This is a genomic window from Pseudomonas sp., assembly GCF_002796985.1.
Lineage (GTDB): Bacteria > Pseudomonadota > Gammaproteobacteria > Pseudomonadales > Pseudomonadaceae > Pseudomonas.
Genome location: NZ_PEKX01000008.1, coordinates 66,540 through 88,832 on the forward strand (window position 1 = coordinate 66,540; position 22,293 = coordinate 88,832).

General features: G+C 65.4%; 24 protein-coding genes. 19 read left to right on the forward strand and 5 right to left on the reverse strand.

From position 1 onward, the window contains the following. The first annotated feature begins 47 nt into the window (after window positions 1-47). From ribA to CTR55_RS12900, 3 genes are read left to right on the forward strand one after another with little or no spacing between them, the layout of a single operon-like run. Complete coding sequence (ribA, locus tag CTR55_RS12890; protein WP_296286718.1) at window positions 48-677, forward strand: GTP cyclohydrolase II; 630 nt, start codon at window positions 48-50, stop codon at window positions 675-677. Continuing rightward, window positions 674-1,090 carry an MFS transporter gene (locus CTR55_RS12895; protein WP_296286720.1) on the forward strand — a complete coding sequence of 139 codons (417 nt, stop codon included), beginning with the start codon at window positions 674-676 and terminating at the stop codon, window positions 1,088-1,090. Before ribA ends, CTR55_RS12895 begins: the two co-directional genes overlap by 4 nt. Then, window positions 1,090-1,896 (forward strand): cobalamin-binding protein, encoded by an 807-nt coding sequence (locus CTR55_RS12900; protein ID WP_296286721.1) that lies wholly within the window; start codon window positions 1,090-1,092, stop codon window positions 1,894-1,896. Before CTR55_RS12895 ends, CTR55_RS12900 begins: the two co-directional genes overlap by 1 nt. 217 nt (window positions 1,897-2,113) lie before the next feature. Here CTR55_RS12900 and CTR55_RS12905 read toward each other — a convergent pair whose 3' ends face one another. Together CTR55_RS12905 and CTR55_RS12910 are read right to left on the reverse strand one after the other, a co-directional pair. Beyond that, the gene (locus CTR55_RS12905) at window positions 2,114-3,127 is read right to left on the reverse strand and encodes a zinc-binding alcohol dehydrogenase family protein (protein WP_296286722.1); all 1,014 of its coding nucleotides are present in this window, start codon (window positions 3,125-3,127) and stop codon (window positions 2,114-2,116) included. Window positions 3,128-3,140: 13 nt separating this feature from the next. After that, window positions 3,141-3,428 carry a putative quinol monooxygenase gene (locus tag CTR55_RS12910; protein WP_296286723.1) on the reverse strand — a complete coding sequence of 96 codons (288 nt, stop codon included), beginning with the start codon at window positions 3,426-3,428 and terminating at the stop codon, window positions 3,141-3,143. A gap of 104 nt (window positions 3,429-3,532) precedes the next feature. Between CTR55_RS12910 and CTR55_RS12915 the strand changes: the two genes are divergently transcribed. Then, window positions 3,533-4,447 (forward strand): LysR family transcriptional regulator, encoded by a 915-nt coding sequence (locus CTR55_RS12915; RefSeq protein ID WP_296286724.1) that lies wholly within the window; start codon window positions 3,533-3,535, stop codon window positions 4,445-4,447. A 1-nt stretch (window position 4,448) separates the two neighbouring features. On the opposite strand, the gene CTR55_RS12920 is transcribed toward CTR55_RS12915, so the two are convergent. Beyond that, window positions 4,449-5,765 (reverse strand): bifunctional DedA family/phosphatase PAP2 family protein, encoded by a 1,317-nt coding sequence (locus tag CTR55_RS12920; RefSeq protein WP_296286725.1) that lies wholly within the window; start codon window positions 5,763-5,765, stop codon window positions 4,449-4,451. After that, window positions 5,762-6,481 (reverse strand): DNA-3-methyladenine glycosylase, encoded by a 720-nt coding sequence (locus CTR55_RS12925; protein ID WP_296286726.1) that lies wholly within the window; start codon window positions 6,479-6,481, stop codon window positions 5,762-5,764. Before CTR55_RS12925 ends, CTR55_RS12920 begins: the two co-directional genes overlap by 4 nt. A gap of 63 nt (window positions 6,482-6,544) precedes the next feature. Here CTR55_RS12925 and CTR55_RS12930 point away from each other — a divergent pair, with 63 nt between their 5' ends. Next, window positions 6,545-7,399 (forward strand): class I SAM-dependent methyltransferase, encoded by an 855-nt coding sequence (locus CTR55_RS12930; protein ID WP_296286727.1) that lies wholly within the window; start codon window positions 6,545-6,547, stop codon window positions 7,397-7,399. 221 nt (window positions 7,400-7,620) lie between these two features. Here CTR55_RS12930 and CTR55_RS12935 read toward each other — a convergent pair whose 3' ends face one another. Next, on the reverse strand, window positions 7,621-8,847 hold the full coding sequence (locus CTR55_RS12935; RefSeq protein ID WP_296286728.1) for an alpha/beta hydrolase: 1,227 nt from the start codon (window positions 8,845-8,847) through the stop codon (window positions 7,621-7,623). Between the two features lie 346 nt (window positions 8,848-9,193). Here CTR55_RS12935 and CTR55_RS12940 point away from each other — a divergent pair, with 346 nt between their 5' ends. The 14 genes from CTR55_RS12940 to CTR55_RS13005 all read left to right on the forward strand — a co-directional run bounded on the left by CTR55_RS12940 (window position 9,194) and on the right by CTR55_RS13005 (window position 22,166). Next, complete coding sequence (locus CTR55_RS12940; RefSeq protein WP_296286729.1) at window positions 9,194-10,459, forward strand: glutamate-5-semialdehyde dehydrogenase; 1,266 nt, start codon at window positions 9,194-9,196, stop codon at window positions 10,457-10,459. Continuing rightward, window positions 10,459-11,115: a nicotinate-nucleotide adenylyltransferase gene (gene nadD, locus CTR55_RS12945; protein WP_296286731.1), complete on the forward strand. Its 657-nt coding sequence runs from the start codon at window positions 10,459-10,461 to the stop codon at window positions 11,113-11,115. The genes CTR55_RS12940 and nadD overlap by 1 nt, the downstream gene beginning before the upstream one ends. A gap of 19 nt (window positions 11,116-11,134) precedes the next feature. Beyond that, window positions 11,135-11,488, forward strand: a complete 354-nt coding sequence (rsfS, locus tag CTR55_RS12950; protein WP_045215138.1) for a ribosome silencing factor — start codon at window positions 11,135-11,137, stop codon at window positions 11,486-11,488. Between the two features lie 7 nt (window positions 11,489-11,495). Beyond that, window positions 11,496-11,963, forward strand: coding sequence for a 23S rRNA (pseudouridine(1915)-N(3))-methyltransferase RlmH (gene rlmH / locus CTR55_RS12955; protein ID WP_015475414.1), 468 nt, complete (start codon window positions 11,496-11,498; stop codon window positions 11,961-11,963). Between the two features lie 15 nt (window positions 11,964-11,978). Further along, window positions 11,979-13,868, forward strand: coding sequence for a penicillin-binding protein 2 (gene mrdA / locus CTR55_RS12960; protein ID WP_296286733.1), 1,890 nt, complete (start codon window positions 11,979-11,981; stop codon window positions 13,866-13,868). A 44-nt stretch (window positions 13,869-13,912) separates the two neighbouring features. Continuing rightward, window positions 13,913-15,016, forward strand: coding sequence for a rod shape-determining protein RodA (gene rodA, locus CTR55_RS12965; protein ID WP_184594157.1), 1,104 nt, complete (start codon window positions 13,913-13,915; stop codon window positions 15,014-15,016). Window positions 15,017-15,024: 8 nt separating this feature from the next. Further along, window positions 15,025-16,047: a lytic murein transglycosylase B gene (gene mltB / locus CTR55_RS12970; protein WP_296286734.1), complete on the forward strand. Its 1,023-nt coding sequence runs from the start codon at window positions 15,025-15,027 to the stop codon at window positions 16,045-16,047. Further along, entirely contained in the window at window positions 16,044-17,069 is a 1,026-nt protein-coding gene (locus CTR55_RS12975; protein ID WP_296286735.1) for a septal ring lytic transglycosylase RlpA family protein, read from the forward strand. Before mltB ends, CTR55_RS12975 begins: the two co-directional genes overlap by 4 nt. Window positions 17,070-17,165: 96 nt before the next feature. Then, the gene (locus CTR55_RS12980; protein WP_296286736.1) at window positions 17,166-18,323 is read left to right on the forward strand and encodes a D-alanyl-D-alanine carboxypeptidase family protein; all 1,158 of its coding nucleotides are present in this window, start codon (window positions 17,166-17,168) and stop codon (window positions 18,321-18,323) included. Window positions 18,324-18,513: 190 nt separating this feature from the next. Beyond that, window positions 18,514-18,825: a DUF493 domain-containing protein gene (locus CTR55_RS12985; protein WP_296286737.1), complete on the forward strand. Its 312-nt coding sequence runs from the start codon at window positions 18,514-18,516 to the stop codon at window positions 18,823-18,825. Between the two features lie 11 nt (window positions 18,826-18,836). Beyond that, window positions 18,837-19,490 carry a lipoyl(octanoyl) transferase LipB gene (lipB, locus tag CTR55_RS12990; RefSeq protein ID WP_296287125.1) on the forward strand — a complete coding sequence of 218 codons (654 nt, stop codon included), beginning with the start codon at window positions 18,837-18,839 and terminating at the stop codon, window positions 19,488-19,490. 5 nt (window positions 19,491-19,495) lie between these two features. Continuing rightward, a complete protein-coding gene (gene lipA / locus CTR55_RS12995) occupies window positions 19,496-20,491 on the forward strand; it encodes a lipoyl synthase (protein ID WP_296286739.1) in 996 nt (331 codons plus the stop codon). Between the two features lie 327 nt (window positions 20,492-20,818). Then, complete coding sequence (locus CTR55_RS13000) at window positions 20,819-21,322, forward strand: fimbrial protein (protein WP_296286741.1); 504 nt, start codon at window positions 20,819-20,821, stop codon at window positions 21,320-21,322. 94 nt (window positions 21,323-21,416) lie between these two features. Continuing rightward, window positions 21,417-22,166: a fimbria/pilus periplasmic chaperone gene (locus tag CTR55_RS13005; protein ID WP_296286743.1), complete on the forward strand. Its 750-nt coding sequence runs from the start codon at window positions 21,417-21,419 to the stop codon at window positions 22,164-22,166. Window positions 22,167-22,293: the final 127 nt, after the last annotated feature.

Consider the following 22,293-nt stretch of genomic DNA (forward strand, 5'->3'; position numbering starts at 1 on the left):
TACAATGCCGGTCCTCCTTCCTTAGATAAATCTTTCAGGAGTTTCCGGTGTCTGTCGTTTTCGTCGCCGCCTCCAAGCTGCCCACCCCCTTCGGCGAGTTCACCATGCATGGCTTCCTCGATGAGGAAACCGGCAAGGAACATGTTGCGCTGACCATGGGCAAGCTCGATGACGGCCAGCCAGTGCTGGGGCGTCTGCATTCCGAGTGCCTCACTGGCGATGCGCTGTTCAGCCTGCGCTGCGACTGCGGTTTCCAGCTCGAGGGCGCGCTTTCGGCCATCGCCAAGGAAGGTCGCGGCGTCCTGCTGTACCTGCGTCAGGAGGGCCGTGGCATTGGCCTGATCAACAAGATCCGCGCCTACGCCCTGCAGGACGAGGGAGCCGATACCGTGGAGGCCAACCTGGCCCTGGGGTTCGGCGCCGACCAGCGTGACTACGCCATGTGCCTGCCAATGCTCAAGCACCTGGGCGTCTGCTCGCTGAGGCTGATGACCAACAACCCGCGCAAGGTGAAGGCGCTGGAAGGCTACGGCCTGACCGTCGCCGAGCGCGTGCCGCTGCAGAAGGGCCTGAACCCGCACAACAAGCGTTACCTGCAGACCAAGGCAGGCAAGCTGGGCCATATGCTGGGCAACATGCATCAGGGCGAAGCCGAGGCCGAGGCATCCGCTTCGTGAACCGCGCCGCTGCCCGGCGCCGGCTGAATCTGATCTGGTGGCTGCTGCTGGCGCTTGCGCTGGCGCCGCAGCACCTGATGCTGGCGCTGGTGGGCGATGCGCCCTGGTCCGACACGCTGGCCACGCCGGTGTTCGTTGTCGGCCTGCTGTCGATGTTCCTCACCCTGCCGCTGTTCCGTCGCTACAAGCACGCGCTGATCGCCACCGGCAAGGCCCGTGACAGCGCGGATGAACCTGCCGCCTGGCAGGCGCTGGGCGCTGTGCAGCGCCGTGGCGCGCTGGTTGGCAGCCTGCCGGCCTGGATCGGCGCCCTGGCGGTGCTGGTCGACCTGCACGGCGTGCCGGTTCTGCTGCTGGGCTTCGCCAGCCTGGTCATCCTCTGGCTCTATCGCCTGCCACGCCAACTGGCCTGATGCGCCACTTCTTCTGTCTGCTCCTGCTGCTCGCCGGTTTGCCCGCGGTGGCGGCGGAGCGGGTGGTCAGCCTGGCGCCCTCGCTCACCGACATGGTCCTCGAACTGGGCGCCGCCGACCGACTGGCCGGCCTGCTCGATGGCGGGCCGCGTGCGGAGGAGCTGAGAGGCTTGCCGTCCGTCGGGCGTTATGGCCAGGTCAACCTCGAACAGATTCTTGCCCTGCAGCCCGACCTGCTGCTGGTCTGGCCCGGCGCCGTGCCCGAAGCGCAGCTACAACGCCTGAAGGCCGTGGGCATCCCGGTCTATGTGGCCGACCCGCATCGCCTGGACGATATCTCCCGGCAGTTCCGTGAACTGGGCGAGCGCCTGGGGCGGGCGGAGAAGGGGCGTGAGCTGGCGGAAGCGTTTGATACACGCATGGCGAAGCTCCGTGCGCAGTACCGGCGCGAACCGCCGCTCAGGGTGTTCTACCAGGTGTGGGATCGCCCGCTCTACACCGTGGGCGGGCGGCAGATCATCAGCGAGGCGCTGGAGGTCTGCGGCGGCCGCAACTTGTTCGCCGATCTCGATTTGCCGGCGCCGCAGGTTGGCCAGGAGGCCGTATTGGCCCGCGATCCGCAGGTAATCCTGGCGGCCAGCGAAGAGCAACTGCGCGGCTGGGCCGGCATGCAACAGCTCAGCGCCACGCGGCTCAAGCAGCTCTGGGTGGTGCCGGACCGCAACCTGGAGAAACCGAGTTTTGCGATGCTCGGCGCCACCGAAAAGCTCTGCCGGTTGCTGGCCGGCGCGAAGGGCGCCGACTGAGCCGGATGGGCTTCGCGAGCAAGCTCGCTCCTACAGGTTGCCGGACGCATCGGAGTGGCTTTTCGTAGGAGCGAGCTTGCTCGCGAACCACCGCACACTGGTACTTTTCCCGAACGCCAAACCCCCGTGGGGCGCATAACCCGGCATGGGTTATCCGCCACTGCGGCGGATAACGCCCCAGGCGTTATGCGCCCTACGCCAAAATGGAAGCCTCGGATCAGAACCCTTCCAGCACGATCTTGCCCTTGGCCGTGTTGCTTTCCAGCAGCGCGTGGGCGCGGCGCAGGTTGGCGGCGTCGATCCTGCCGAAGTGTTCGCCCAGGGTGGTTTTCAGCACACCGCTGTCAATCAGCCCGGCCACGCGCTGCAGCAGCTTGTGCTGCTCGATCATGTCGTCGGTCTGGAACATCGAGCGGGTGTACATGAACTCCCAGTGCAGCGACAGGCTCTTCTGCTTGAGCAGGCGCACGTCGAGGTTCTCCGGGTCGTCGATCAGCGCCAGGCGGCCTTGCGGGCGCAGGCTGGCGACGATTTCCGGCAGGTGCTGCTCGGTCTGGTTCAGGCTGGCCACGTGGGTGACTTCGCCGACGCCAATGCGCTTGAGTTCCTCGCTCAGCGGCTGGCGGTGGTCGATCACGTGGTGCGCGCCGAGGTTGCGCACCCATTCCTGGGTTTCCGGGCGCGACGCGGTGCCGATCACGGTCAGGCCAGTGAGCTGGCGCGCCAGCTGGGTGAGGATCGAGCCGACACCGCCGGCGGCGCCGACGATCAGCAGGCTCTGGCCGGCGCTGGCGTTGCCCTCGGCCACCTGCAGACGGTCGAACAGCAGTTCCCAGGCGGTGATGGTGGTCAGCGGCAATGCGGCGGCGTGGGCGAAGTCCAGGCTCTGCGGCATCGGCCCGACGATGCGCTCGTCCACCAGTTGCAGCTCGGCGTTGCTGCCGGGGCGGGTCAGGTCGCCGGCGTACCAGACCTTGTCGCCCGGCTTGAACAGGCTGACTTCGTTACCCACCGCGCGAACCACGCCGGCGGCGTCCCAGCCGAGCACCTTGTGCTGGCCTTCGGCGGGCTGGGCGCGCTGGCGCACCTTGGTGTCCACCGGGTTGACGGAGATGGCGCGCACTTCGACCAGCAGGTCGCGCGGGCCGGGAACGGGGTCGGGCAGCTGGATGTCGAGCAGGGAGTTGGCATCGCTGCTGGGCAGGTTCTGGGTGTAGCCGATGGCTTTCATGGGTATTCCTTGATCAATCGATGCGGTTCATCAGGCGGATGTCGAGTTCCGCCAGGTCGGGTTCGGCAGCCTTCACGAAGGCCTGGAAATGCGGGCTGGCCTCATGCTCGGCCAGCGCTTCCTCGCTCTGCCATTGCTCGATCATGTAGATCAGCTCGGCGTCCTTGATATCGCGGTGCAGGTCGTATTGCAGGCAGCCGGCCTCGGCGCGGGAGGGCGCGAGCATGCCGTGCAGGTGCTGCTGCAGGCTGTCGGCGCGGCCGGGCTTGGCGCGAATGATGGCGATCAGGGTCAGGCTCATCCGGATATCTCCAGTAGGGGCGGGGAGGGTGAAGGCATGCTGCTCTCTTTCGCCTGGAAGAAAAACCGCGTAAGTAGAGAGTCTCTTTCAAAGGAATTTTGAAAATGCTGCGTTTCGACGACCTGCAGATATTCGTCCGCACCGCCGAGCGCGGCAGCCTCTCCGCCGCCGCCCGTGAGCTGGAACTGTCGCCGGCAGTGGCCAGCGCGGCGCTCAAGCGCCTGGAAAGCGAGCTGGATGTTCGCCTGTTCGCCCGCTCCACCCGCAGCCTGCGCCTGACCGCCGAGGGCGAGCTGTACTTGGCCCACGCCCGCGCTGCCTTGCAGAGCCTCGATGACGGCCGCCAACTGCTGGCCGGCGGCAAGAGCGAGATTGCCGGCAACTTCCAGGTCTCGGCACCGTCGGACTTCGGCCGCAACGTGCTGTTGCCCTGGCTCGACGAATTCCAGGCGCTGCACCCGCGGATGAACTTGCGCCTGCTGATCAGCGACCGCCAGGCCGATCTCTACCGGCAGCCGGTGGATGTGGCCTTCCGCCTCGGCCTGCCCGGTGATTCGAACCTGGTGGCGCTACCGCTGGCGCCGGACAACCGCCGCGTGCTCTGCGCCGCGCCGGAGTATTTCGCCCGTCACGGCAAGCCGCAGCACCCGGACGAACTGCAGCGGCACAACTGCCTGCTGTACATGCTGGGAGGGCGCGCCCACGAGCGCTGGCGCTTCAGCGACAGCCGCAAGCAGCACGAGGTGACGGTACGCGGCGACCGCCTTTGCGACGATGCCGACGTGGTGCGGCGCTGGGCCGTGGCGGGGCAGGGGCTGGTGTACAAGTCCTGGCTGGACGTAGCGGCCGACGTGCGCGCCGGTCGCCTGGAGGTGGCGCTGGCGGACTACCTGGGTGAAGCCACGCCGATGAACCTGTTCTGTACCCATCGCGCCCAGCTCAGCCAGGCGGTGGCCCAGTTGCGCGAGTTCGTCCAGTTGCGCTGCGCGGAGCTGATGCGCGAGCGCCCCTGGAGCTGACTCAGAGCGGCGTGTAGCGGTGGATCGCCGCCGACAGGCCCCAGGCGCTGGCCACCGCCAGTAGCACCATGGCGGTCGGCAGCAGGCTCCACCAGATACGCGGCGCCAGGGCCGGCAGCTCGCTGCGGCGCTGGCTTATCCACAGGCTGGCAGCGCACACCGAAGCGCCGAGCAGGGCGCCGGCGATGATATCGCTGGGCCAATGGGCGCCCAGGTACACGCGGGACAGCGCGATGCTGGCGGCGGGGATGACCGCCAGCAACATCCAGGTCAGGCGCACGCGTGGGGACTTCTCCCGGCTGGCCAATACGCCGAGCACCAGGAAGAAGGCGAAGGACGCCGAGGCGTGCCCGCTGGGCATGCTGAAGGTGGACAGCGGGTCGGCGATCACTTCCGGGCGGGCGCGGTTGAACAGATGCTTGAGTGCGGTGTTGAGCAGCGCGGTGCCGACCATGGTGCCGGCGGCGAAGAAGGCGTGGCGCCACAGTCGCAGCGCGGCCAGCAGCACCGCCAGCAGCGCGCCGGCAATGAACTGGGTGCGGAAATCGCCGATACGGGTAACGGCCACCATCACATCGTCCAGCCAGGCGCGGCGGTGTTCCTGCACCAGCGCCATCAGGCCCTTGTCCAGGGCATCCAGGTGCGGCCAGCCGATCAGCATGCCGATCAACAGGGCAAAACAGCCGATGGCGCCGATCAGCGCGGCGTTGCGCTCTTTGCGCAGCTCGGCGTGGATGATCAGCGTGAACACCACCGCGATACACACCGCGACCACCCCGGCCTCCGGCCAGAAGCCCTCCGGCAGCGGCAGGCGCATGGCCGCGCCAGTGGCCCAGCCGGGCACCAGGTAGGCGATCGACCAGCCGGCGGCGGCCACGATGGAGACTGCCAGGAAGCGCCCGAAGGGCATGTCGAGCATGCCGGCGATCATCGGCAGGAAGGGCCGCAGCGCGCCGATGAAACGGCCCACCAGCAGGCTGGCGACGCCGTAGCGGTGGAAGAAGCCTTCGGCGGCGGCCATCCATTCCGGATGGTGACGCAGCACCGGCAGGCGGCGGATGTCCTGGTGGAAGTGGCGGCCGATCCAGTAGGACGAGATATCGCCCAGCAGGCCGCCGAAGAACGCCAGCGCCAGGGTTTCCCCCAGGCCCAGGATGCCGCTGCCGGCCAGCACGGCAATGGCGAAGAGCATCACCACGCCGGGCAGGAGGATGCCGACGATGGCGGCGCATTCGAGGAAGGCGACCAGGAACAGGACCAGGGCGAGCCATTGCGGATGGGTGGCCATCCAGGCGTTGAAGGCAGCGAGATCGATCATCGGAAGGTTGCGTCCTGGGTTCCGAGCAGGTGGTAGTCGTGGCCTTCGACCTGTCCGCGGCGCAGTGGGTTGCGCGTGCAGAAGGGGGCGAAGGCGGCATCGACGAAGCGGTATGGCAGGTGCTCGTCGCGGCCGTGGGGGATTCCCAGGCGCGCGGCCTGGATGACTTGCGAGGGGCGCTCGCCGATGTCGTCGGCGAACAGGCGCTGCGGGTCGAAGCGCTGGGCGTCCCAGTCTGGCACCTTCAGCCCCATCGAGCGGCAGAGCAGGGTCTGGCCGGAGCACAGTTTGCCCAGCGGGCGCTCGCTGCCATCGGCGGCAGGGTTGAGCTGGCGCATGCAGGCCAGGGCGGCATCGCCAGAGATGCGATCGAGCCAGGGGTGGCCGGACTTGATCAGTACCGCATTGCCCGCGCCGCCGGCGCTGAAGTTCAACGAGTCGCCGCCGCGTGCGTAATACATGTAGATGTGGCCGCCATCAAGGAACAACGCCTTGCGCTTCTCGGTGTAGCCCAGCGAGGCGTGGCTGCCTTTTTCGGCAAGATAGTAGGCCTCGGTCTCGATGATCCGCGCCGACAGCCAGAGCTCGCCGACCCGGTGGCGAATCACCTTGCCCAGCAGCTCGCGGGCGACGGTCAGCGCATCGCGGTTGAAGAAGGTGTCCGGCAGTGGCTTGGCGCCGGGCCAGGGCAAACTTAGGTTGGGTTCGGCGGGCATCGGATTGTCGAGGTTCTCGGGCCGGTCTTAGGCTGGGGGATCATAACAACAAGATTCTTAAGCATGGCTGAACGGATCCGGGCCGACAGCGCCCACATCACCCCCAGCGCGCATTACACCGGTTACGTCTGGTATCGCCACCAGCTTGCCGACCCGGCCTTCGCCACGGCGTTCGGCCGCTGGGTGCATGGCTGTGTGGCGCCGATCAACTGGGGCGCGCGGATCGGCTTCGGGCTGAATATCGAAGACTTCCTGTTGCAACGTCACCTGCTGATCGATGCCCGGCTGACCCAGGCCATCGAACTGCGCGGTGTTTCCCAGGTGGTGGAAATCGCCTGCGGGCTTTCGCCCCGAGGGCGGCGCTTCCGTGAACGCTATCCGCAGCTGACCTACCTCGAAGCCGACCTTCCGCCCATGGCGGCGCGCAAGTCCGCGCTGCTGCAGGAACAGGGCTGGCTGGACGGCAAGCACCGCGTGCGGGCTGTGGATATCCTCGCCGAACAGGGAGAGCAGAGCCTGGCGGCGCTGTTCTCCGAACTGGACCCGGATCGCCCGGTGGCGGTGATCACCGAGGGGCTGGTGAATTACTTCCAGCGCCCGGTGATCGAGGGTTTCTGGCGCCGCCTGGCGGCCGCCCTGAGGGTATTCCCGGAAGCGACCTATCTGACCGAACTCTACCCCGACCTGCGCGAACACCCGCGCTACCGGCAGATTCGCTGGGGCGTCGGGCTGATCGGCCGGCTGACCCGTGGCGGCTATCCACTGCATTACCGCAGCGCTGCCGAGATTGAGGAGGCGTTCATGGGGTGCGGGTTCGGCCGGGTGGATGTGCTCGATCCGCAGGTGGATGGCGCGGGGCTGGGCTTGGCTAAAGGGCGAATGCCGAGCCTGGTGCGGGTGATCGAGGCGCGGGTTTAGGTTCTGAGCTGGGCCGTTCGCGAGCAAGCTCGCTCCTACCAAAAAGCAGCTGCAGCGTATCCGCGACCTGTAGGAGCGAGCTTGCTCGCGAATAGTCGGGCTTCATGCCTGCGTGTGACGCCAGTGCCACTAGCTTCCCTCTCCCTAGCCCTGGCTACGCGCAGCCAGGGCTAGGGAGAGGGAATCAGCCCGAACTCAGGAGCGTCTTGGCAACCAGGCTATCAAGCCGCACAAGCCCCCTGCTGCATCGGCACCACCATCGCCGCCAGCGCCGCGCTGGCCTGCGGGTCGCCGTGGGCGAAGATGAAGGCCAGACCTTCGCCGCTGTAGCGCAGCGGCAGGATATCCAGCTCCGGCAGTCCGGCGGCGGCCAGCTTCCAGCCGCGCGACGGGCGATCCATCGGCAGTTCGACGCGGATCAGCCCACCGAAATACCCCAGTTCCGTCAACTCGCAGCACCATTCGCCGCCTTCACCGTTGCGCAGTACGGCTCGGCAGTCGGCCGGCGCCAGGCGTGGCTCGAAGCGACGTTCCAGGTGCAACAGCTGCTGGTGCTGGAAGCGCGTGCTTCCAGCGGCGCTGCGCGGCAGCGCTTCGCCACGCAGGAAGGGGTTGTACAGCCGCGCGCAGGCATCGCGCCGCTCGAACTGCGCCAGGTGGTCGGCGTTGTGGATCAGCGCGAACTCGGCGTCCGCGCAGGCGTGGGCGAATTCGGCGTGCTCCCAGGGCTGGGTGAAGTGGTCGTACTCGCCGGCCAGCACCAGGGTCGGGCATTGCGGGTGGCGGTCGAAGCCGCCGAAGGCCAGCAGGCGCTGGCTGTTCTGCCGGTAGCGTTCTATCTCCGCCGGGGTCAGGCGCTGCAACTGGCGCAGCAGGGCCTTGCGGAATACCGGGGAAACGCCGGTATCGGCCAGGCGCAGCGGGTTGATCAGACCGGTCAGCACGCCGTGGGCGAAAGGCGTCTGCTCGCCCAGCTCCAGGCGCGCCAGGGCCTCCACCAGCAGGGCTCGGGCGCCGGGGCGGCCAAAGGCGGTGATGCCGGCCAGCAGCAGACGACCGCAGCGCGCCGGATGGCGGGCGGCGAACAGCGCGGCCAGGGCCGAGCCGTAGGACAGGCCGATGGGCATCAGCGGCGGCAGTTGCAGGGTTTCGGCAAAGGCGGCGATCAGGTCGGCCAGGTCCTCCAGGCTCAGCTGTGGCGCCAGTTGCAGGTTGCCGCCCTGGCTGGGCAGGTCGAGCAGGATCACCGGGTGCCCGGCGAGCAGCTCCGAGACCTCGCTGGCGAAGGAACGGAAGCTCTGGAACGCGCCGCCCAGCAGCAGGACGGGGGGGCGGGTGTCATCCTCCTGCGAAGAAAAGGCCTGGTAGTGCAGTTGCCAACCGTCCAGTTCCAGCACCGCCGGGGCGGCGGTCAGGGACTGGGCGCTGTAATCGGTGCGATAGCGCATGGCAGTTCTCCGGCGGTGGGCCGCCTCTTGTTGTTCTTCCCTGGCCTGATTCCCTGGCATGCGAGCACGGCGGGGGCAACTAGCCGCGTGGTCCGTTGCCCTTTATTCATGGCCAAGGAAAAGTGGCAACGGCCCCCGAGCAAGGTAAACAGCGGATACGAATTTGTTTACCCAACCTTCGGGCGGCGGGGAGGGACGGGGAGTGTCGGATGTAACCGGTGGGCAGGGGATGGCGGGTGCTGGCGTTACGCGAAGCGCGTCGCTGACCGGCCGGCTGCTGTGGCTGGCCGCTGAGGGTGCGCTCCCGCTATACTTGCGCATTTCCCTCACGCAGACGCGTTTGATCATGACCGAGTCCGTTCTCGACTATATGAGCCGCCTGGGCCGCGCCGCCCGTGAAGCGTCGCGCGTTGTCGCGCGCGCCACGACCGCGCAGAAGAACCAAGCCCTGCTGGCCGCCGCCGATGCCCTGGACGCCGCTCGCGCCCAGCTGATCGAAGCCAACGAACAGGATCTGGCCAATGGCCGTGCCAACGGTCTGGAGCCGGCCATGCTCGACCGTCTGGCCCTGACTCCGGCACGCATAGACGACATGATCGAGGGCCTGCGCCAGGTCGCTTCGCTGCCGGACCCCATCGGCGAGATCCGCGACATGCGCTATGTGCCGTCCGGCATCCAGCTGGGCAAGATGCGCGTGCCCCTGGGCGTGGTGGGGATCATCTACGAATCCCGCCCGAACGTGACCATCGACGCCGCCAGCCTGTGCCTGAAGTCGGGCAACGCGACCATCCTGCGCGGCGGCTCCGAGGCGATCCACTCCAACCAGGCGATCGCCGCGTGTATCCAGACCGGCCTGGCCCGGGCCGGCCTGCCGGCCAGCGCCGTGCAGGTGGTGGAAACCACCGACCGTGCCGCCGTCGGCGCTCTGATCACCATGCCCGAGTACGTCGACGTCATCGTCCCGCGCGGTGGCAAGGGCCTGATCGAACGTATCAGCCGTGACGCCAAGGTGCCGGTCATCAAGCACCTGGACGGCATCTGCCACGTCTACATCGACATCGCCGCTGACCTGGACAAGGCCATCCGCGTTGCCGACAACTCGAAGACCCAGCGCTACGCGCCGTGCAACACCATGGAGACGCTGTTGGTTCACGCCGGCATCGCCGCCCGCGTGCTGCCGCCGCTGGCCGCCATCTATCGCGACAAGGGCGTGGAGCTGCGTGGCGACGCCGCCACCCGCGCACTGTTGGGAACCGATGTACTGGAAGCCACCGAGGAAGACTGGCGTACCGAGTACAACGCACCGATCCTGTCGATCCGCATCGTCGACGGCCTCGGCGCGGCCATCGAGCACATCAACACCTACGGTTCGCAGCACACCGACGCGATCATCACCGAGAACTTCACCGACGCCCGGCGCTTCCTCACCGAAGTGGACTCGGCCTCGGTCATGGTGAACGCTTCGACCCGCTTCGCCGATGGTTTCGAGTACGGCCTGGGCGCGGAGATCGGCATTTCCACCGACAAGCTGCATGCCCGTGGCCCGGTCGGCCTGGAAGGCCTGACCAGCGAGAAATACGTGGTGTTCGGCGACGGACACGTGCGTACCTGATGAACAAGGCGCGTTCCCGTCGTGTCGGTCTGTTCGGCGGCACCTTCGACCCGGTGCACATCGGTCACCTGCGCAGTGCGCTGGAGATGGCCGAGCAGTTCGAATTCGACGAGTTGCGCCTGATCCCCAACTTCCGCCCGCCGCACCGCGACACCCCCCAGGTGAAACCGGAGCAGCGGCTGGCGATGGTCGAACTGGCGGTAGCCGGTGTGGCCCCGCTGGTGGTCGATGACCGCGAGCTGAAGCGTGACAAACCCTCCTACACCATCGACACCCTGGAGTCGCTGCGTGGGGAGCTGGATGAGCAGGACCAGTTGTTCCTGCTGGTTGGCTGGGACGCGTTTTGCGGCCTGCCGACCTGGCATCGCTGGGAAGAGTTGCTGGAGCACAGTCATATCGTCGTGCTGCAGCGCCCGGATGCCGACAGCGAGCCGCCGGAAGACCTGCGCGACCTGCTGGCGGCGCGCAGTGTTGCCGACCCGAAGGCGATGACCGGCCCCGCCGGGCAGATCACTTTCGTCTGGCAGACGCCACTGGCAGTATCCGCCACCCAGATCCGCCAACTCCTGTCGCAGGGGCGCTCGGTGCGCTACCTGGTGCCGGATGCGGTATTGAACTACATCGAGGCGCACGGCCTGTACCAGGCGCCCCACTGATCAAGTTAGAGAGTCATACATGCAAACCGAACAACTGGTCGAACTGACCATCGCCGCCCTGGAAGATCTCAAGGCGCAGGACATCACCGTCATCGACGTGCGCGAGAAGACCAGCATCACTGACGTCATGGTCATCGCCACCGGCGCATCCAGCCGTCAGGTCAAGTCCCTGGCCGATAACGTGCTGGAAAAGGTCAAGGAACAGGGCGTGCGCCCAATCGGCAGCGAAGGCCAGGAAGGCGGCGAATGGGTGCTGATCGACCTCGCCAACGTCGTGGTCCACGTCATGCAGCCGGCTACCCGCCAGTTCTACGACCTGGAACGCCTGTGGCAAGGCGCCGAGCAGAGCCGCGCGCACCACAGCGCCGAGTAATCCTGTCGTGCGTCTGCGTCTGATCGCGGTTGGCTCGCGCATGCCGCGCTGGGTGGAAGAGGGCTGGGCAGAGTACGTCAAGCGCCTGCCCTCGGAGCTGTCCCTGGAACTGGTGGAAATCCCGCTGAACACGCGTGGCAAGAATGCCGACGTGGCGCGGCTGATCCGCCAGGAAGGCGAGGCCATGCTGAGCAAGGTCCAGCCTGGGGAGCGCATCGTCACCCTGGAAGTCGAAGGCAAGCCCTGGAGCACCCCGCAGTTGGCGCAGGAGCTCGACCGCTGGCGCCTGGACGCGCGCACTGTGAACCTCATGGTCGGCGGGCCGGAAGGCCTGGCGCCGGAGGTTTGCGCGCGCAGCGAGCAGCGCTGGTCGCTGTCGCCGTTGACCCTGCCGCACCCGCTGGTGCGCATTCTGGTTGGCGAACAGATCTACCGCGCCTGGACGGTTCTGTCCGGGCACCCCTACCACAAGTAGTCGTAGCCGTTTTCGATGCCGCAGCCGATACAGCTCAAGGACCACGAGAAGGACGCCCGCCTGGTCCGCGCCCGCGTCATGGTCGGCGGGGTAGCGATCTTCCTGCTCGCCCTGGTGTTGGTGGCGCGCATGTACCACCTGCAGGTGACGCAGTACGACTATCACTCGACGCTGTCGGAGAACAACCGCGTCCACGTGCAGCCGATTCCGCCCAACCGCGGGCTGATCTTCGACCGCAACGGGGTGATCATCGCCGACAACCGCCCCAGCTTCAGCCTGACCATCACCCGTGAGCGCACCGAGAACCTGCAGGAAACGCTGAAGACTCTGGTGGAAATCCTCGGCCTCACCGAGGAAGACAAGGCCATCTTCGAGAAGCGCATGAAGCAGGGGCGCCGGCCTTTCGAGCCGGTGCCGATCATGTTCGAGTTGTCCGAAGAGCAGATCGCCCGCATCGCGGTGAACCAGTACCGCCTCAATGGCGTCGACGTGGCCGCGCAGTTCGTTCGCCATTACCCGCTGGGCGAGCACTTTGCCCACTCGGTCGGCTATGTCGGGCGGATCAACGAGGCGGAATTGAAGCGGCTCGACCCGGTGGCCTATTCCGGCACCCACCACATCGGCAAGACCGGCGTGGAGAAGTTCTACGAGGACGCGCTGCACGGCACCGTGGGCTACGAGGAAGTCGAGACCAACGCCCGTGGCCGCGTACTGCGGGTGCTCAAGCGTACCGAACCGATCTCCGGTCGCGATATCGTCCTGAGCATCGACAGCAAGCTGCAGGCCGCCGCCGAAACCGCACTGGCCGGCCGCCGAGGCGCCATCGTGGCGATCCAGCCGTCCACCGGCGACGTACTGGCCATGGTCAGCCAGCCGAGCTACGACCCCAACCTGTTCGTCACCGGCATCAGCTTCAAGGATTACGCGGTGCTGCGCGATTCCGAGGACCGCCCGTTGTACAACCGCGTGCTGCGTGGTCTGTATCCGCCGGGCTCGACGGTGAAGCCGGCGGTGGCCATTGCCGGCCTCGATGCGGGGGTGGTGACGCCCTCCAGCCGCGTGTTCGACCCCGGCTACTACCAACTACCCAACTACGACCACAAGTACCGTAACTGGAACCGCTCCGGCGACGGTTGGGTGAGCCTGGAAACCGCGATCATGCGTTCCAACGACACCTACTTCTACGATCTGGCCCACAAGCTGGGCATCGATCGTCTGCACGACTACATGAGTGAGTTCGGTTTCGGCCAGCGCGTTTCCCTGGATATGTACGGCGAGGCGGAAGGCCTGATGCCCTCGCGCCAGTGGAAACGTGCAATGCGTCGACAAGCCTGGTTCCCCGGCGAAACCCTGATTCTCGGCATCGGCCAGGGCTACATGCAGTCCACGCCGCTGCAACTGGCGCAGATGACGGCGTTGCTGGCGAACAAGGGCAAGTGGATCCGCCCGCACCTGGCCATGACCATCGACGGTAAACCGCCGGTCGACCCCGAGCCGATGCCTGACATCGTGCTCAAGGACCCGAACAACTGGAATCTGGTCGACAACGGCATGCAGCAGGTGGTCCACAACCCTCGCGGCACGGCACGCAAGGTCGGTGCTACCGCTGTCTACCGCCTCGCTGGTAAATCCGGTACGGCCCAGGTGGTCGCGATCAAGCAGGGCGAGAAATACGATCGCTCCAAGGTGCTCGAACGTCACCGCGACCACGCCTTGTTCGTCGGCTTCGCCCCGGCGGATAACCCGCAGATCGCCGTGGCGGTGATGGTGGAGAACGGCGAGTCCGGCTCCGGCGTCGCCGCTCCCGTGCTCAAGGCAGTCACCGACGCCTGGCTGCTCGACGAAAGCGGCAAGCTCAAACCCGAATACGCACCGCAGACCACGGCGGAGGCGCCCAAACCATGACCAAGAACGGTAATTTCGACCGCACGCTGTCCAGCGAAGACGTGATGAAGCGCCGCTCCAGCCTGCTGCAGCGCCTGCATATCGACGGCCTGCTGCTCCTGCTGCTGTTGACCCTCGGCTCGGTCGGCCTGTTCGTCCTCTACTCCGCCAGCGGCAAGAGCTGGGACCTGCTGATCAAGCAGGCCTCGTCCTTCGGCATGGGCCTGGGCGCGATGTTCGTGCTGGCGCAGATCGAACCGCGCTTCCTCGCCCGCTGGGTGCCGCTGGGCTATCTGATCGGTGTGGCGCTGCTGGTGGTAGTGGACGTGATGGGCCACAACGCCATGGGCGCGACCCGCTGGATCAACATTCCCGGGGTGATCCGCTTCCAGCCGGCGGAATTCATGAAGCTGCTGATGCCCATGACCATCGCCTGGTACCTCTCCAAGCGTTCGCTGCCGCCCGGCTTCAAGCACAGTGTGGTGGGCCTGGCGCTGATCGTGGTGCCCTTCGTGCTGATCCTCAAACAGCCGGACCTGGGCACCGCGATGCTGGTACTCGCCTCCGGCGCCTTCGTGCTGTTCGTCGGCGGCCTGCGCTGGCGCTGGATCATCATGGCCGTGTCGGCTGCGGTGCCGGTGGCCGTGGGTATGTGGTACTTCGTCATGCACGACTACCAGAAGCAGCGCGTGCTGACCTTCCTCGACCCGGAAAGCGACCCGCTGGGCAGTGGCTGGAACATCATCCAGTCCAAAGCGGCCATCGGTTCGGGTGGCGTCTTCGGCAAGGGCTGGCTGCTGGGTACGCAATCCCATCTGGATTTTTTGCCCGAAAGCCACACGGACTTTATCATTGCCGTGCTCGGCGAAGAGTTCGGCCTGGTCGGGGTCTGCCTCCTGCTGGTGCTGTACCTGCTGGTGATCTACCGGGGGCTGGTGATCACGGCGCAGGCGCAGACGCTGTTCGGCAAGCTGCTCGCGGGCAGCATTACCATGACCTTCTTCGTGTATGTGTTCGTCAACATTGGTATGGTCAGCGGGTTGTTGCCAGTGGTGGGGGTGCCGCTGCCCTTCATTAGTTACGGCGGAACTTCGCTGGTGACCCTGATGTCAGGGTTCGGTGTTTTGATGTCGATCCACACCCATCGCAAGTGGATCGCCCAGGTTTGATGACAAGAGTGAAAAAAGGAATGCAAGTACTGCGCGCCTGGGCTGCCAGGGGGGTGCATTGGGTCGGAATCGCGGGGGCGATCGGTATGTCCGGTGTCGCTGGCGCGGGCGACTACGATGGTTCGCCCCAGGTTGCCGAGTTCGTCAGCGAGATGACCCGTGACTACGGCTTCGCCGGCGAGCAGCTCATGGGCCTTTTTCATGACGTGGAACGCAAGCAATCGATCCTCGATGCCATCTCCCGTCCCGCTGAACGGGTGAAGACCTGGAAGGAATACCGGCCGATCTTCGTTACCGACGCGCGCGTCAACCGCGGCGTGGACTTCTGGAACCAGCACGCCGAGGCGCTGGCCCGCGCCGAGCAGGAATACGGCGTGCCGGCCCAGTACATCGTCTCGATCATCGGCGTCGAGACCTTCTTTGGCCGCAACACCGGCAACTTCAAGGTGATGGACGCGCTGTCCACCCTGGGCTTCGATTACCCGCCACGCGCCGACTTCTTCCGCAAGGAGCTCAAGCAGTTCCTGCTCCTGGCCCGTGAACAACAGGTCGACCCGCTCAGCCTGACCGGCTCCTACGCCGGCGCCATGGGCCTGCCGCAGTTCATGCCGAGCAGCTTCCGTGCCTATGCCGTGGACTTCGACGGTGATGGCCATATCAATATCTGGAGCGACCCCACCGATGCCATCGGCAGCGTCGCCAACTACTTCAAGCAGCACGGCTGGCACACCGGTGAGCCGGTGGTATCGCAGGCGGACATCGGCACTTCATCCGCCGAAGACGCGCTCACCCAGGGCCTGGATCCGCAGATGAACCTTGGTCAGCTACGCTCCCAGGGCTGGCGTACCCATGACGTGATTCGTGACGACCTGATGGTCACCGCCATGCGCCTGGAAGGCGCGCAAGGCACCGAATACTGGGTCGGCCTGCCGAACTTCTACGTGATCACCCGCTACAATCGCAGCGCCATGTATGCCATGGCGGTCCATCAGCTGGCCGGCGAAATCGCCAAGGCGCGAGGTGTCCATTGAGCAAGCGAATCGCAAGTCCCGGCCTCTGGTCGCTGGCCGCCTGCGTTGGCCTGAGCACCGTGTTCCTCGCCAGCTGTACCGGTAACCGCGCGCCGCAGCAGCAACCGGTCGCCAGCAGCGGTATTTCCGGCCCTTATGATTACAACCGCCCGCACCGTGACGGCGCGCCCTGGTGGGACGTGGACGTATCGCGCATCCCCGATGCCGTGCCGATGCCGCACAACGGTCCGTTCAAGAACAACCCCTATACCGTGCTGGGCAAGACCTACTACCCGCTCAATAACGCCAGTGCCTACAGCGTGACCGGCACGGCCTCCTGGTATGGCACCAAGTTCCACGGGCAAGCCACCGCCAACGGCGAGCAGTACGACCTTTACGGCATGACCGCCGCACACAAGACCCTGCCGCTGCCCAGCTACGTGCGCGTCACCAACCTGGACAACGGCAAGAGCGTCATCGTGCGTGTCAACGACCGTGGCCCGTTCTACTCCGACCGGGTGATCGACCTGTCCTTCGCCGCTGCCAAGAAGCTGGGTTACGCCGAGACCGGCACCGCCCACGTCAAGGTCGAGGGCATCGACCCTGACCGCTGGTGGGCGTCGCAGGGTAAGCAGCCGCCGATGATCATGGCCCTGCCGAAGATGGCCTCGCAGCCTGCCGCCGCGCAGCCGCAGGCGGTCGCCATGGCCCAGCCCATCGAAACCTACACCCCGCCGCCGGCACAGCACGCCGTGCCCGTGGCACCGGTCCAGATTGACTCAAAAAAAAACGCTTCATTACCAGCCGATGGCCTGTATCTCCAGGTGGGTGCCTTCGCCAACCCGGACGCTGCGGAGCTTCTCAAGGAGAAGGTCGGCGGCCTGACGGGGGCGAAATCCTTTATCAGCTCGGTCGTGGTCAACCAGCAGACCTTGTACCGGGTGCGCCTGGGGCCGATCGGAACGCAGGATGAAGCAAGCCGGATGCAGGACAGCATCCGCGTGGCCAACCTTGGCCAACCCAAGCTCGTGCGCCTGGACTGAGATTCCACCGCACGCGCCGCCGCGGCCCGCAGAGGCCCTGGCATCGAGTTCCCCTCCCGGGGATTGTTTGACCCTTAGTGAACCCCAGAGAGACGGATGAATATCTTCAACTTCGCCAAACGCCTGTCCTTGCTCGTGTTGTTCAGCGCCCCCGTGGCCAGCTGGGCAGCGGAAGTCGTTCCCGCCGCCCCGCAACTCGCGGCCAAGGCCTGGGTGCTGATGGACGGCGCCAGCGGCAACATCCTGGTCGAAAACGCCGGTGACGAGCGCCTGCCGCCCGCCAGCCTGACCAAGCTGATGACCGCCTACATCGCCACCCAGGAAATCGAAGGCGGCCGTATCGCCGAATCCGATCTGGTCACCGTCAGCGAGCACGCCTGGCGCACCGGCGGTTCGCGCATGTTCCTCAAGCTCGGCTCCCAGGTATCGGTCAGCGACCTGCTGCACGGCATCATCATCCAGTCCGGCAACGACGCCTCGGTCGCCCTGGCCGAGCACATCGCCGGCAGCGAAGATGCCTTCGCCGACATGATGAACACCACCGCGCAGAAGCTGGGCATGAGCAACTCCCACTTCATGGACGCCACCGGCCTGCCCAACCCGGACCACTACTCGTCCGCCAAGGACATGGCGACCCTGGCCCGCGCCATCATCTACGGTGAGCCGACCCACTACGCCATCTACGCGCAGAAAGAATTCTTCTGGAACAACATCAAGCAGCCCAACCGCAACCTGCTGCTGTGGCGCGACAAGACCGTCGACGGCCTGAAGACCGGTCACACCGACGAAGCTGGCTATTGCCTGGTAGCCTCCGCCGTGCGTGACGGCCAGCGCATGATCTCCGTGGTGTTCGGCACCAACAGCGAGCAGGCTCGCGCCGCCGAGACCCAGAAGCTGCTGACCTACGGCTTCCGCTTCTTCGAAACCCAGACCTTCTACAAGAAGGGCGCCGAGCTGACCAAGGCCATGGTCTGGAAAGGTTCCGAGCACGAAGTCAAAGCCGGCCTGTCCGAAGACCTGACCATGACCGTGCCGCGCGGCCAGCTCAAGCAGCTGCAGGCCAACATGGTCGTCGAACCGAACCTGATGGCGCCGATCCAGCAGGGCCAGGTCATCGGCAAGGTCGAGGTCAAGCTGAATGACAAGGTCGTCCGCACCGCCGACCTGGTCGCCCTGAACGCCGTGGAAGAAGGCGGCTTCTTCCGCCGCATCTGGGACAGCATCCGCCTGTTCTTCTTCGGTCTGTTCAACTGACCGCCTGTCCTGGCCTTGCACTTTTGTATACAAGGTCGGGATTGACCCGCCCGCGCAGTCGCAAACTCGGGTAAAATGCCCGCCTGCGACTGCACGGTCCCCCCGTGGCCCGGCAGCCGCCGTCCGATCCACCCGGAGCGCTCCCATCCAGGGCGCTCATGCGGAGGCGGGCCACCCGCCCGCGAGAGCCATGACTGATACCCCTGATTCTGTCGATCCTCTCAATACCGAGAATGATCAGCCCGCACCGAAGATCGAGTTCCCTTGCGAACGCTACCCGATCAAGGTCATCGGCGATGCCGGTGAAGGCTTCTCCGATCTGGTCATCGAAGTCATCCAGCGCCACGCGCCGGACCTCGATATCACCACCCTGGTCACCCGTGACAGCCGCAACGGCCGCTTCCTGTCCGTGCAGGTGCTGATCACCGCCACCGGCGTCGACCAACTGCAGAGTATCCATAAAGACCTGCGCGCCACCGGTCGCGTCCACATGGTGCTCTGATGGGCGACACGCTGGGCGGCGAGCTGGGTATTCTTCACTTTCGTGAGTTGGGCGTTCGCCCCTATGAGCCGACCTGGCACGCCATGCAGCGCTTCACCGCCGAGCGCGAACCGGTCACGCCCGATGAAGTCTGGCTGCTCGAACACGAGCGAGTGTTCACACAGGGCCAGGCCGGCAAGGCCGAACACGTGCTGTTTCCCGGCGATATTCCGGTCGTTCAGGTCGACCGCGGCGGTCAGGTGACCTACCACGGTCCCGGCCAGTTGGTGGCCTACCTGATGCTCGACGTGCGCCGCTCCGGCATCGGCGTGCGCGAACTGGTTTCGCGCATCGAGCAGAGCCTCATCGGACTGCTGGACAGTTATGGCGTCAAAGCCGTGTCCAAACCCGATGCTCCGGGCGTCTATGTAGACGGCGCGAAGATCGCGTCCCTCGGCCTGCGCATCCGCAACGGCCGCTCCTTCCATGGCCTGGCCCTCAACGTGGACATGGACCTGGAACCCTTTCGACGCATCAATCCCTGCGGTTACGCAGGCATGGCCATGACCCAGCTCAGTCAGCTGGCTGGCCCCATCGCATTGGCCGATGTGCGCGAGCGCCTGCGTGGCGAACTCGTCGAACGCCTTGGCTACGCGGCACAGAAGACCCTAACGGGCGGGATCTAACCTAGATGAGCACTGTTGTGGAGAACTCCGGCCAGGCTGCCCCGGCCGCCAAGCCGGGCAAGGTGGAAGTCGGCGTCAAGCTGCGCGGCGCAGAGAAAGTCGCGCGCATTCCGGTGAAGATCATCCCCACCGACGAACTGCCGAAGAAGCCCGACTGGATTCGCGTGCGCATCCCTGTCTCCCCCGAGGTCGACCGCATCAAGCAGCTGCTGCGCAAGCACAAGCTGCACAGTGTCTGCGAAGAGGCCTCTTGCCCGAACCTGGGCGAATGCTTCTCCGGCGGCACCGCCACCTTCATGATCATGGGCGACATCTGCACCCGTCGTTGCCCGTTCTGCGACGTCGGCCACGGCCGTCCCAAGCCGCTGGACGTCGACGAGCCGACCAACCTCGCCATCGCCATCGCCGACCTGCGTCTTAAATACGTGGTGATCACCTCGGTGGACCGCGACGACCTGCGTGACGGCGGCGCCCAGCACTTTGCCGACTGCCTGCGCGAGATCCGCAAGCTGTCCCCTGGTGTGCAGTTGGAAACCCTGGTCCCGGATTACCGCGGCCGCATGGACATCGCCCTGGAAATTACCGCCCAGGAGCCGCCGGATGTGTTCAACCACAACCTGGAAACCGCCCCGCGCCTGTACAAATCCTCCCGCCCGGGTTCCGATTTCGAGTGGTCGCTCGACCTGCTGCAGAAGTTCAAGCAGATGGTCCCGCACGTACCGACCAAGTCCGGCCTGATGCTTGGCCTGGGCGAAACCGACGAGGAAGTTATCGAAGTCATGCAGCGCATGCGCGAGCACGACATCGATATGCTGACCCTCGGTCAGTATCTGCAGCCCTCGCGTAACCACCTGCCGGTGCAGCGCTTCGTTCACCCGGACACCTTCGCCTGGTTTGCCGAGCAAGGCGAGAAGATGGGCTTCAAGAACGTCGCCTCCGGGCCGCTGGTGCGCTCCTCGTACCACGCTGACCAACAGGCTCACGGCAACAAGATCGGTTGATCACCCGCCGGGCCATTGCTGCCCGGTAGCTGCCCGAAGAAAAGGCTGTCTCTCGCAAGAGAGGCGGCCTTTTTTGTTTCTGTGCGCCGTAGTTCCGCGTCATCACCAGTCGCTCCTAGTGTGTAGGAATTCCTCTTTTTCGTTCGGACTATTCCGGATGGTATTAGCGCCCCGGCTGACAGCGTAAATATGTTGGCGCCCGCAGAATTCACCCGGTCGCTTGCCAGCGTTCTAGGCAGCGCGAAATGCCACGGGGAACACTGTTGTGGCCTGAATCGATCGGGAGCGAGTCCCCCTGCATCCCGATCACACTGCTGAGTGAACAACATGAAAAAGCTGCTGGTAGCCGCAATTCTCTCCTCCGCATCCGTCGGCGCTTTCGCCTACGACGCCCAGGTCAATTTCACTGGCCAAGTCCTGGACCAGACCTGCGAAGTGAACGGCAAGCAAGGCGCCGCCGTGGTCGACGTGACCCTGCCGACCGTCAACAAGAGCGCCCTGGCCGGTGCTGAAAGCTGGGCTGGCAACACGCCCGTCAACTTCAACCTGACCAACTGCCCGGTTTCCGCCACGACCGCCAAGTGGGAAATCACCGGCCAAGTCGACAGTGCCGGCACGCTGGCCAACACCGTGGCGGGCACCAACGCGACCGTTCGCCTGCTCGACCCGACCGGCGCCGCCATCAACATCAACACCGACACCGGCTACAAGTTCACTCCGGCCGCCGATGGCAGTTACTCCCTGAAGTATCTGGCCCAGTACTACTCCAAGGCCGGCTCCGCCACCGCGGGCAAGCTGCAGACCGTTGGTTACTGGACCCTGACCTACTGATCGGTCTTCGTCGATTCCGGCGTTAGTAGTTCGCAATACCCGGGAGGGGAGCTGCCACCTCGCTCCTCTCCCGGATCTCAAGGGTGATCGTGTAATGGCAAGTCTGATTTCCAAATCCCTGTGGTTGGCCGGCGGCCTGGCCGCGACCGTGTTCTGGGCTGGCCTGGCGCAAGCCGGCATCGTGATTCAGGGGTCGCGTGTCGTCTATCCCGCCAAGGACCGGGAAGTCTCCATCAAGATGACCAACATCGGTGAACAGCCGTCCCTGGTTCAGGCCTGGGTCGACAAGGGCAACGAAAAGCTTCCCGCCGACAAGGCCGATGGTCCCTTCCTGATCACGCCTCCCATCACCCGTGTCGAAGCCAAGAAGGGGCAAACCCTGCGTCTGGTCTACACCGGCGATGATGCAGCCTCCAGAAAGCAGGAAACCGTATTCTGGCTGAACGTACTGGACGTTCCGCCCATGCCCAAGGATCAGGAATCCAACTTCCTGCAGGTCGCTGTGCGTTCGCGGATGAAGATCTTCTATCGCCCGGACGGTTTGGAGGGCAACCCAAACCAGGCCGCTGAAAACTTGAACTGGTCGGTCGTCCAGAACGGCACTGGTTACGTCATCCGCGCCCGCAACAACGGTGCATTCCACGTCTCGCTTGCCAGTGTTCAGCTTGTCGCTGGCGGCAGAAGTTACGACGTGCGCAAGGACGACGTGAAGATGGTCGCTCCGGGAAGCAGCATGGATTTCCCTCTGCCGAGCCTCACGGGCCAACCGGGCGCCGGTGCGAAGGTCGACTATCAATGGGTAACGGACTACGGCGCATTGAGCCAGCACGAGAGCGCCCTCTGATACCCGCTACCTGAGCATGGCCGGATTGAGTCCGGCCAGTTGCATTCAACCTGACAAGGTTCCGCCGCCTGGCATTCCGCGCGGTAAGGATTTGTTCGTCCCGAGAAAGACGGACTACTGGAGAAAA

What these genes read in the sequence shown, in the direction of transcription:
- CTR55_RS12900 (WP_296286721.1), top strand. Translation starts at nt 1,090, where the DNA reads ATGCGCCACTTCTTCTGTCTGCTCCTGCTGCTCGCCGGTTTGCCCGCG.
- CTR55_RS12905 (WP_296286722.1), bottom strand. Translation starts at nt 3,127, where the DNA reads ATGAAAGCCATCGGCTACACCCAGAACCTGCCCAGCAGCGATGCCAAC.
- CTR55_RS12910 (WP_296286723.1), bottom strand. Translation starts at nt 3,428, where the DNA reads ATGAGCCTGACCCTGATCGCCATCATTCGCGCCAAGCCCGGCCGCGCC.
- CTR55_RS12915 (WP_296286724.1), top strand. Translation starts at nt 3,533, where the DNA reads ATGCTGCGTTTCGACGACCTGCAGATATTCGTCCGCACCGCCGAGCGC.
- CTR55_RS12920 (WP_296286725.1), bottom strand. Translation starts at nt 5,765, where the DNA reads ATGATCGATCTCGCTGCCTTCAACGCCTGGATGGCCACCCATCCGCAA.
- CTR55_RS12925 (WP_296286726.1), bottom strand. Translation starts at nt 6,481, where the DNA reads ATGCCCGCCGAACCCAACCTAAGTTTGCCCTGGCCCGGCGCCAAGCCA.
- CTR55_RS12930 (WP_296286727.1), top strand. Translation starts at nt 6,545, where the DNA reads ATGGCTGAACGGATCCGGGCCGACAGCGCCCACATCACCCCCAGCGCG.
- CTR55_RS12935 (WP_296286728.1), bottom strand. Translation starts at nt 8,847, where the DNA reads ATGCGCTATCGCACCGATTACAGCGCCCAGTCCCTGACCGCCGCCCCG.
- CTR55_RS12940 (WP_296286729.1), top strand. Translation starts at nt 9,194, where the DNA reads ATGACCGAGTCCGTTCTCGACTATATGAGCCGCCTGGGCCGCGCCGCC.
- nadD (WP_296286731.1), top strand. Translation starts at nt 10,459, where the DNA reads ATGAACAAGGCGCGTTCCCGTCGTGTCGGTCTGTTCGGCGGCACCTTC.
- rsfS (WP_045215138.1), top strand. Translation starts at nt 11,135, where the DNA reads ATGCAAACCGAACAACTGGTCGAACTGACCATCGCCGCCCTGGAAGAT.
- mrdA (WP_296286733.1), top strand. Translation starts at nt 11,979, where the DNA reads ATGCCGCAGCCGATACAGCTCAAGGACCACGAGAAGGACGCCCGCCTG.
- rodA (WP_184594157.1), top strand. Translation starts at nt 13,913, where the DNA reads ATGAAGCGCCGCTCCAGCCTGCTGCAGCGCCTGCATATCGACGGCCTG.
- CTR55_RS12980 (WP_296286736.1), top strand. Translation starts at nt 17,166, where the DNA reads ATGAATATCTTCAACTTCGCCAAACGCCTGTCCTTGCTCGTGTTGTTC.
- CTR55_RS12985 (WP_296286737.1), top strand. Translation starts at nt 18,514, where the DNA reads ATGACTGATACCCCTGATTCTGTCGATCCTCTCAATACCGAGAATGAT.
- lipA (WP_296286739.1), top strand. Translation starts at nt 19,496, where the DNA reads ATGAGCACTGTTGTGGAGAACTCCGGCCAGGCTGCCCCGGCCGCCAAG.
- CTR55_RS13000 (WP_296286741.1), top strand. Translation starts at nt 20,819, where the DNA reads ATGAAAAAGCTGCTGGTAGCCGCAATTCTCTCCTCCGCATCCGTCGGC.
- CTR55_RS13005 (WP_296286743.1), top strand. Translation starts at nt 21,417, where the DNA reads ATGGCAAGTCTGATTTCCAAATCCCTGTGGTTGGCCGGCGGCCTGGCC.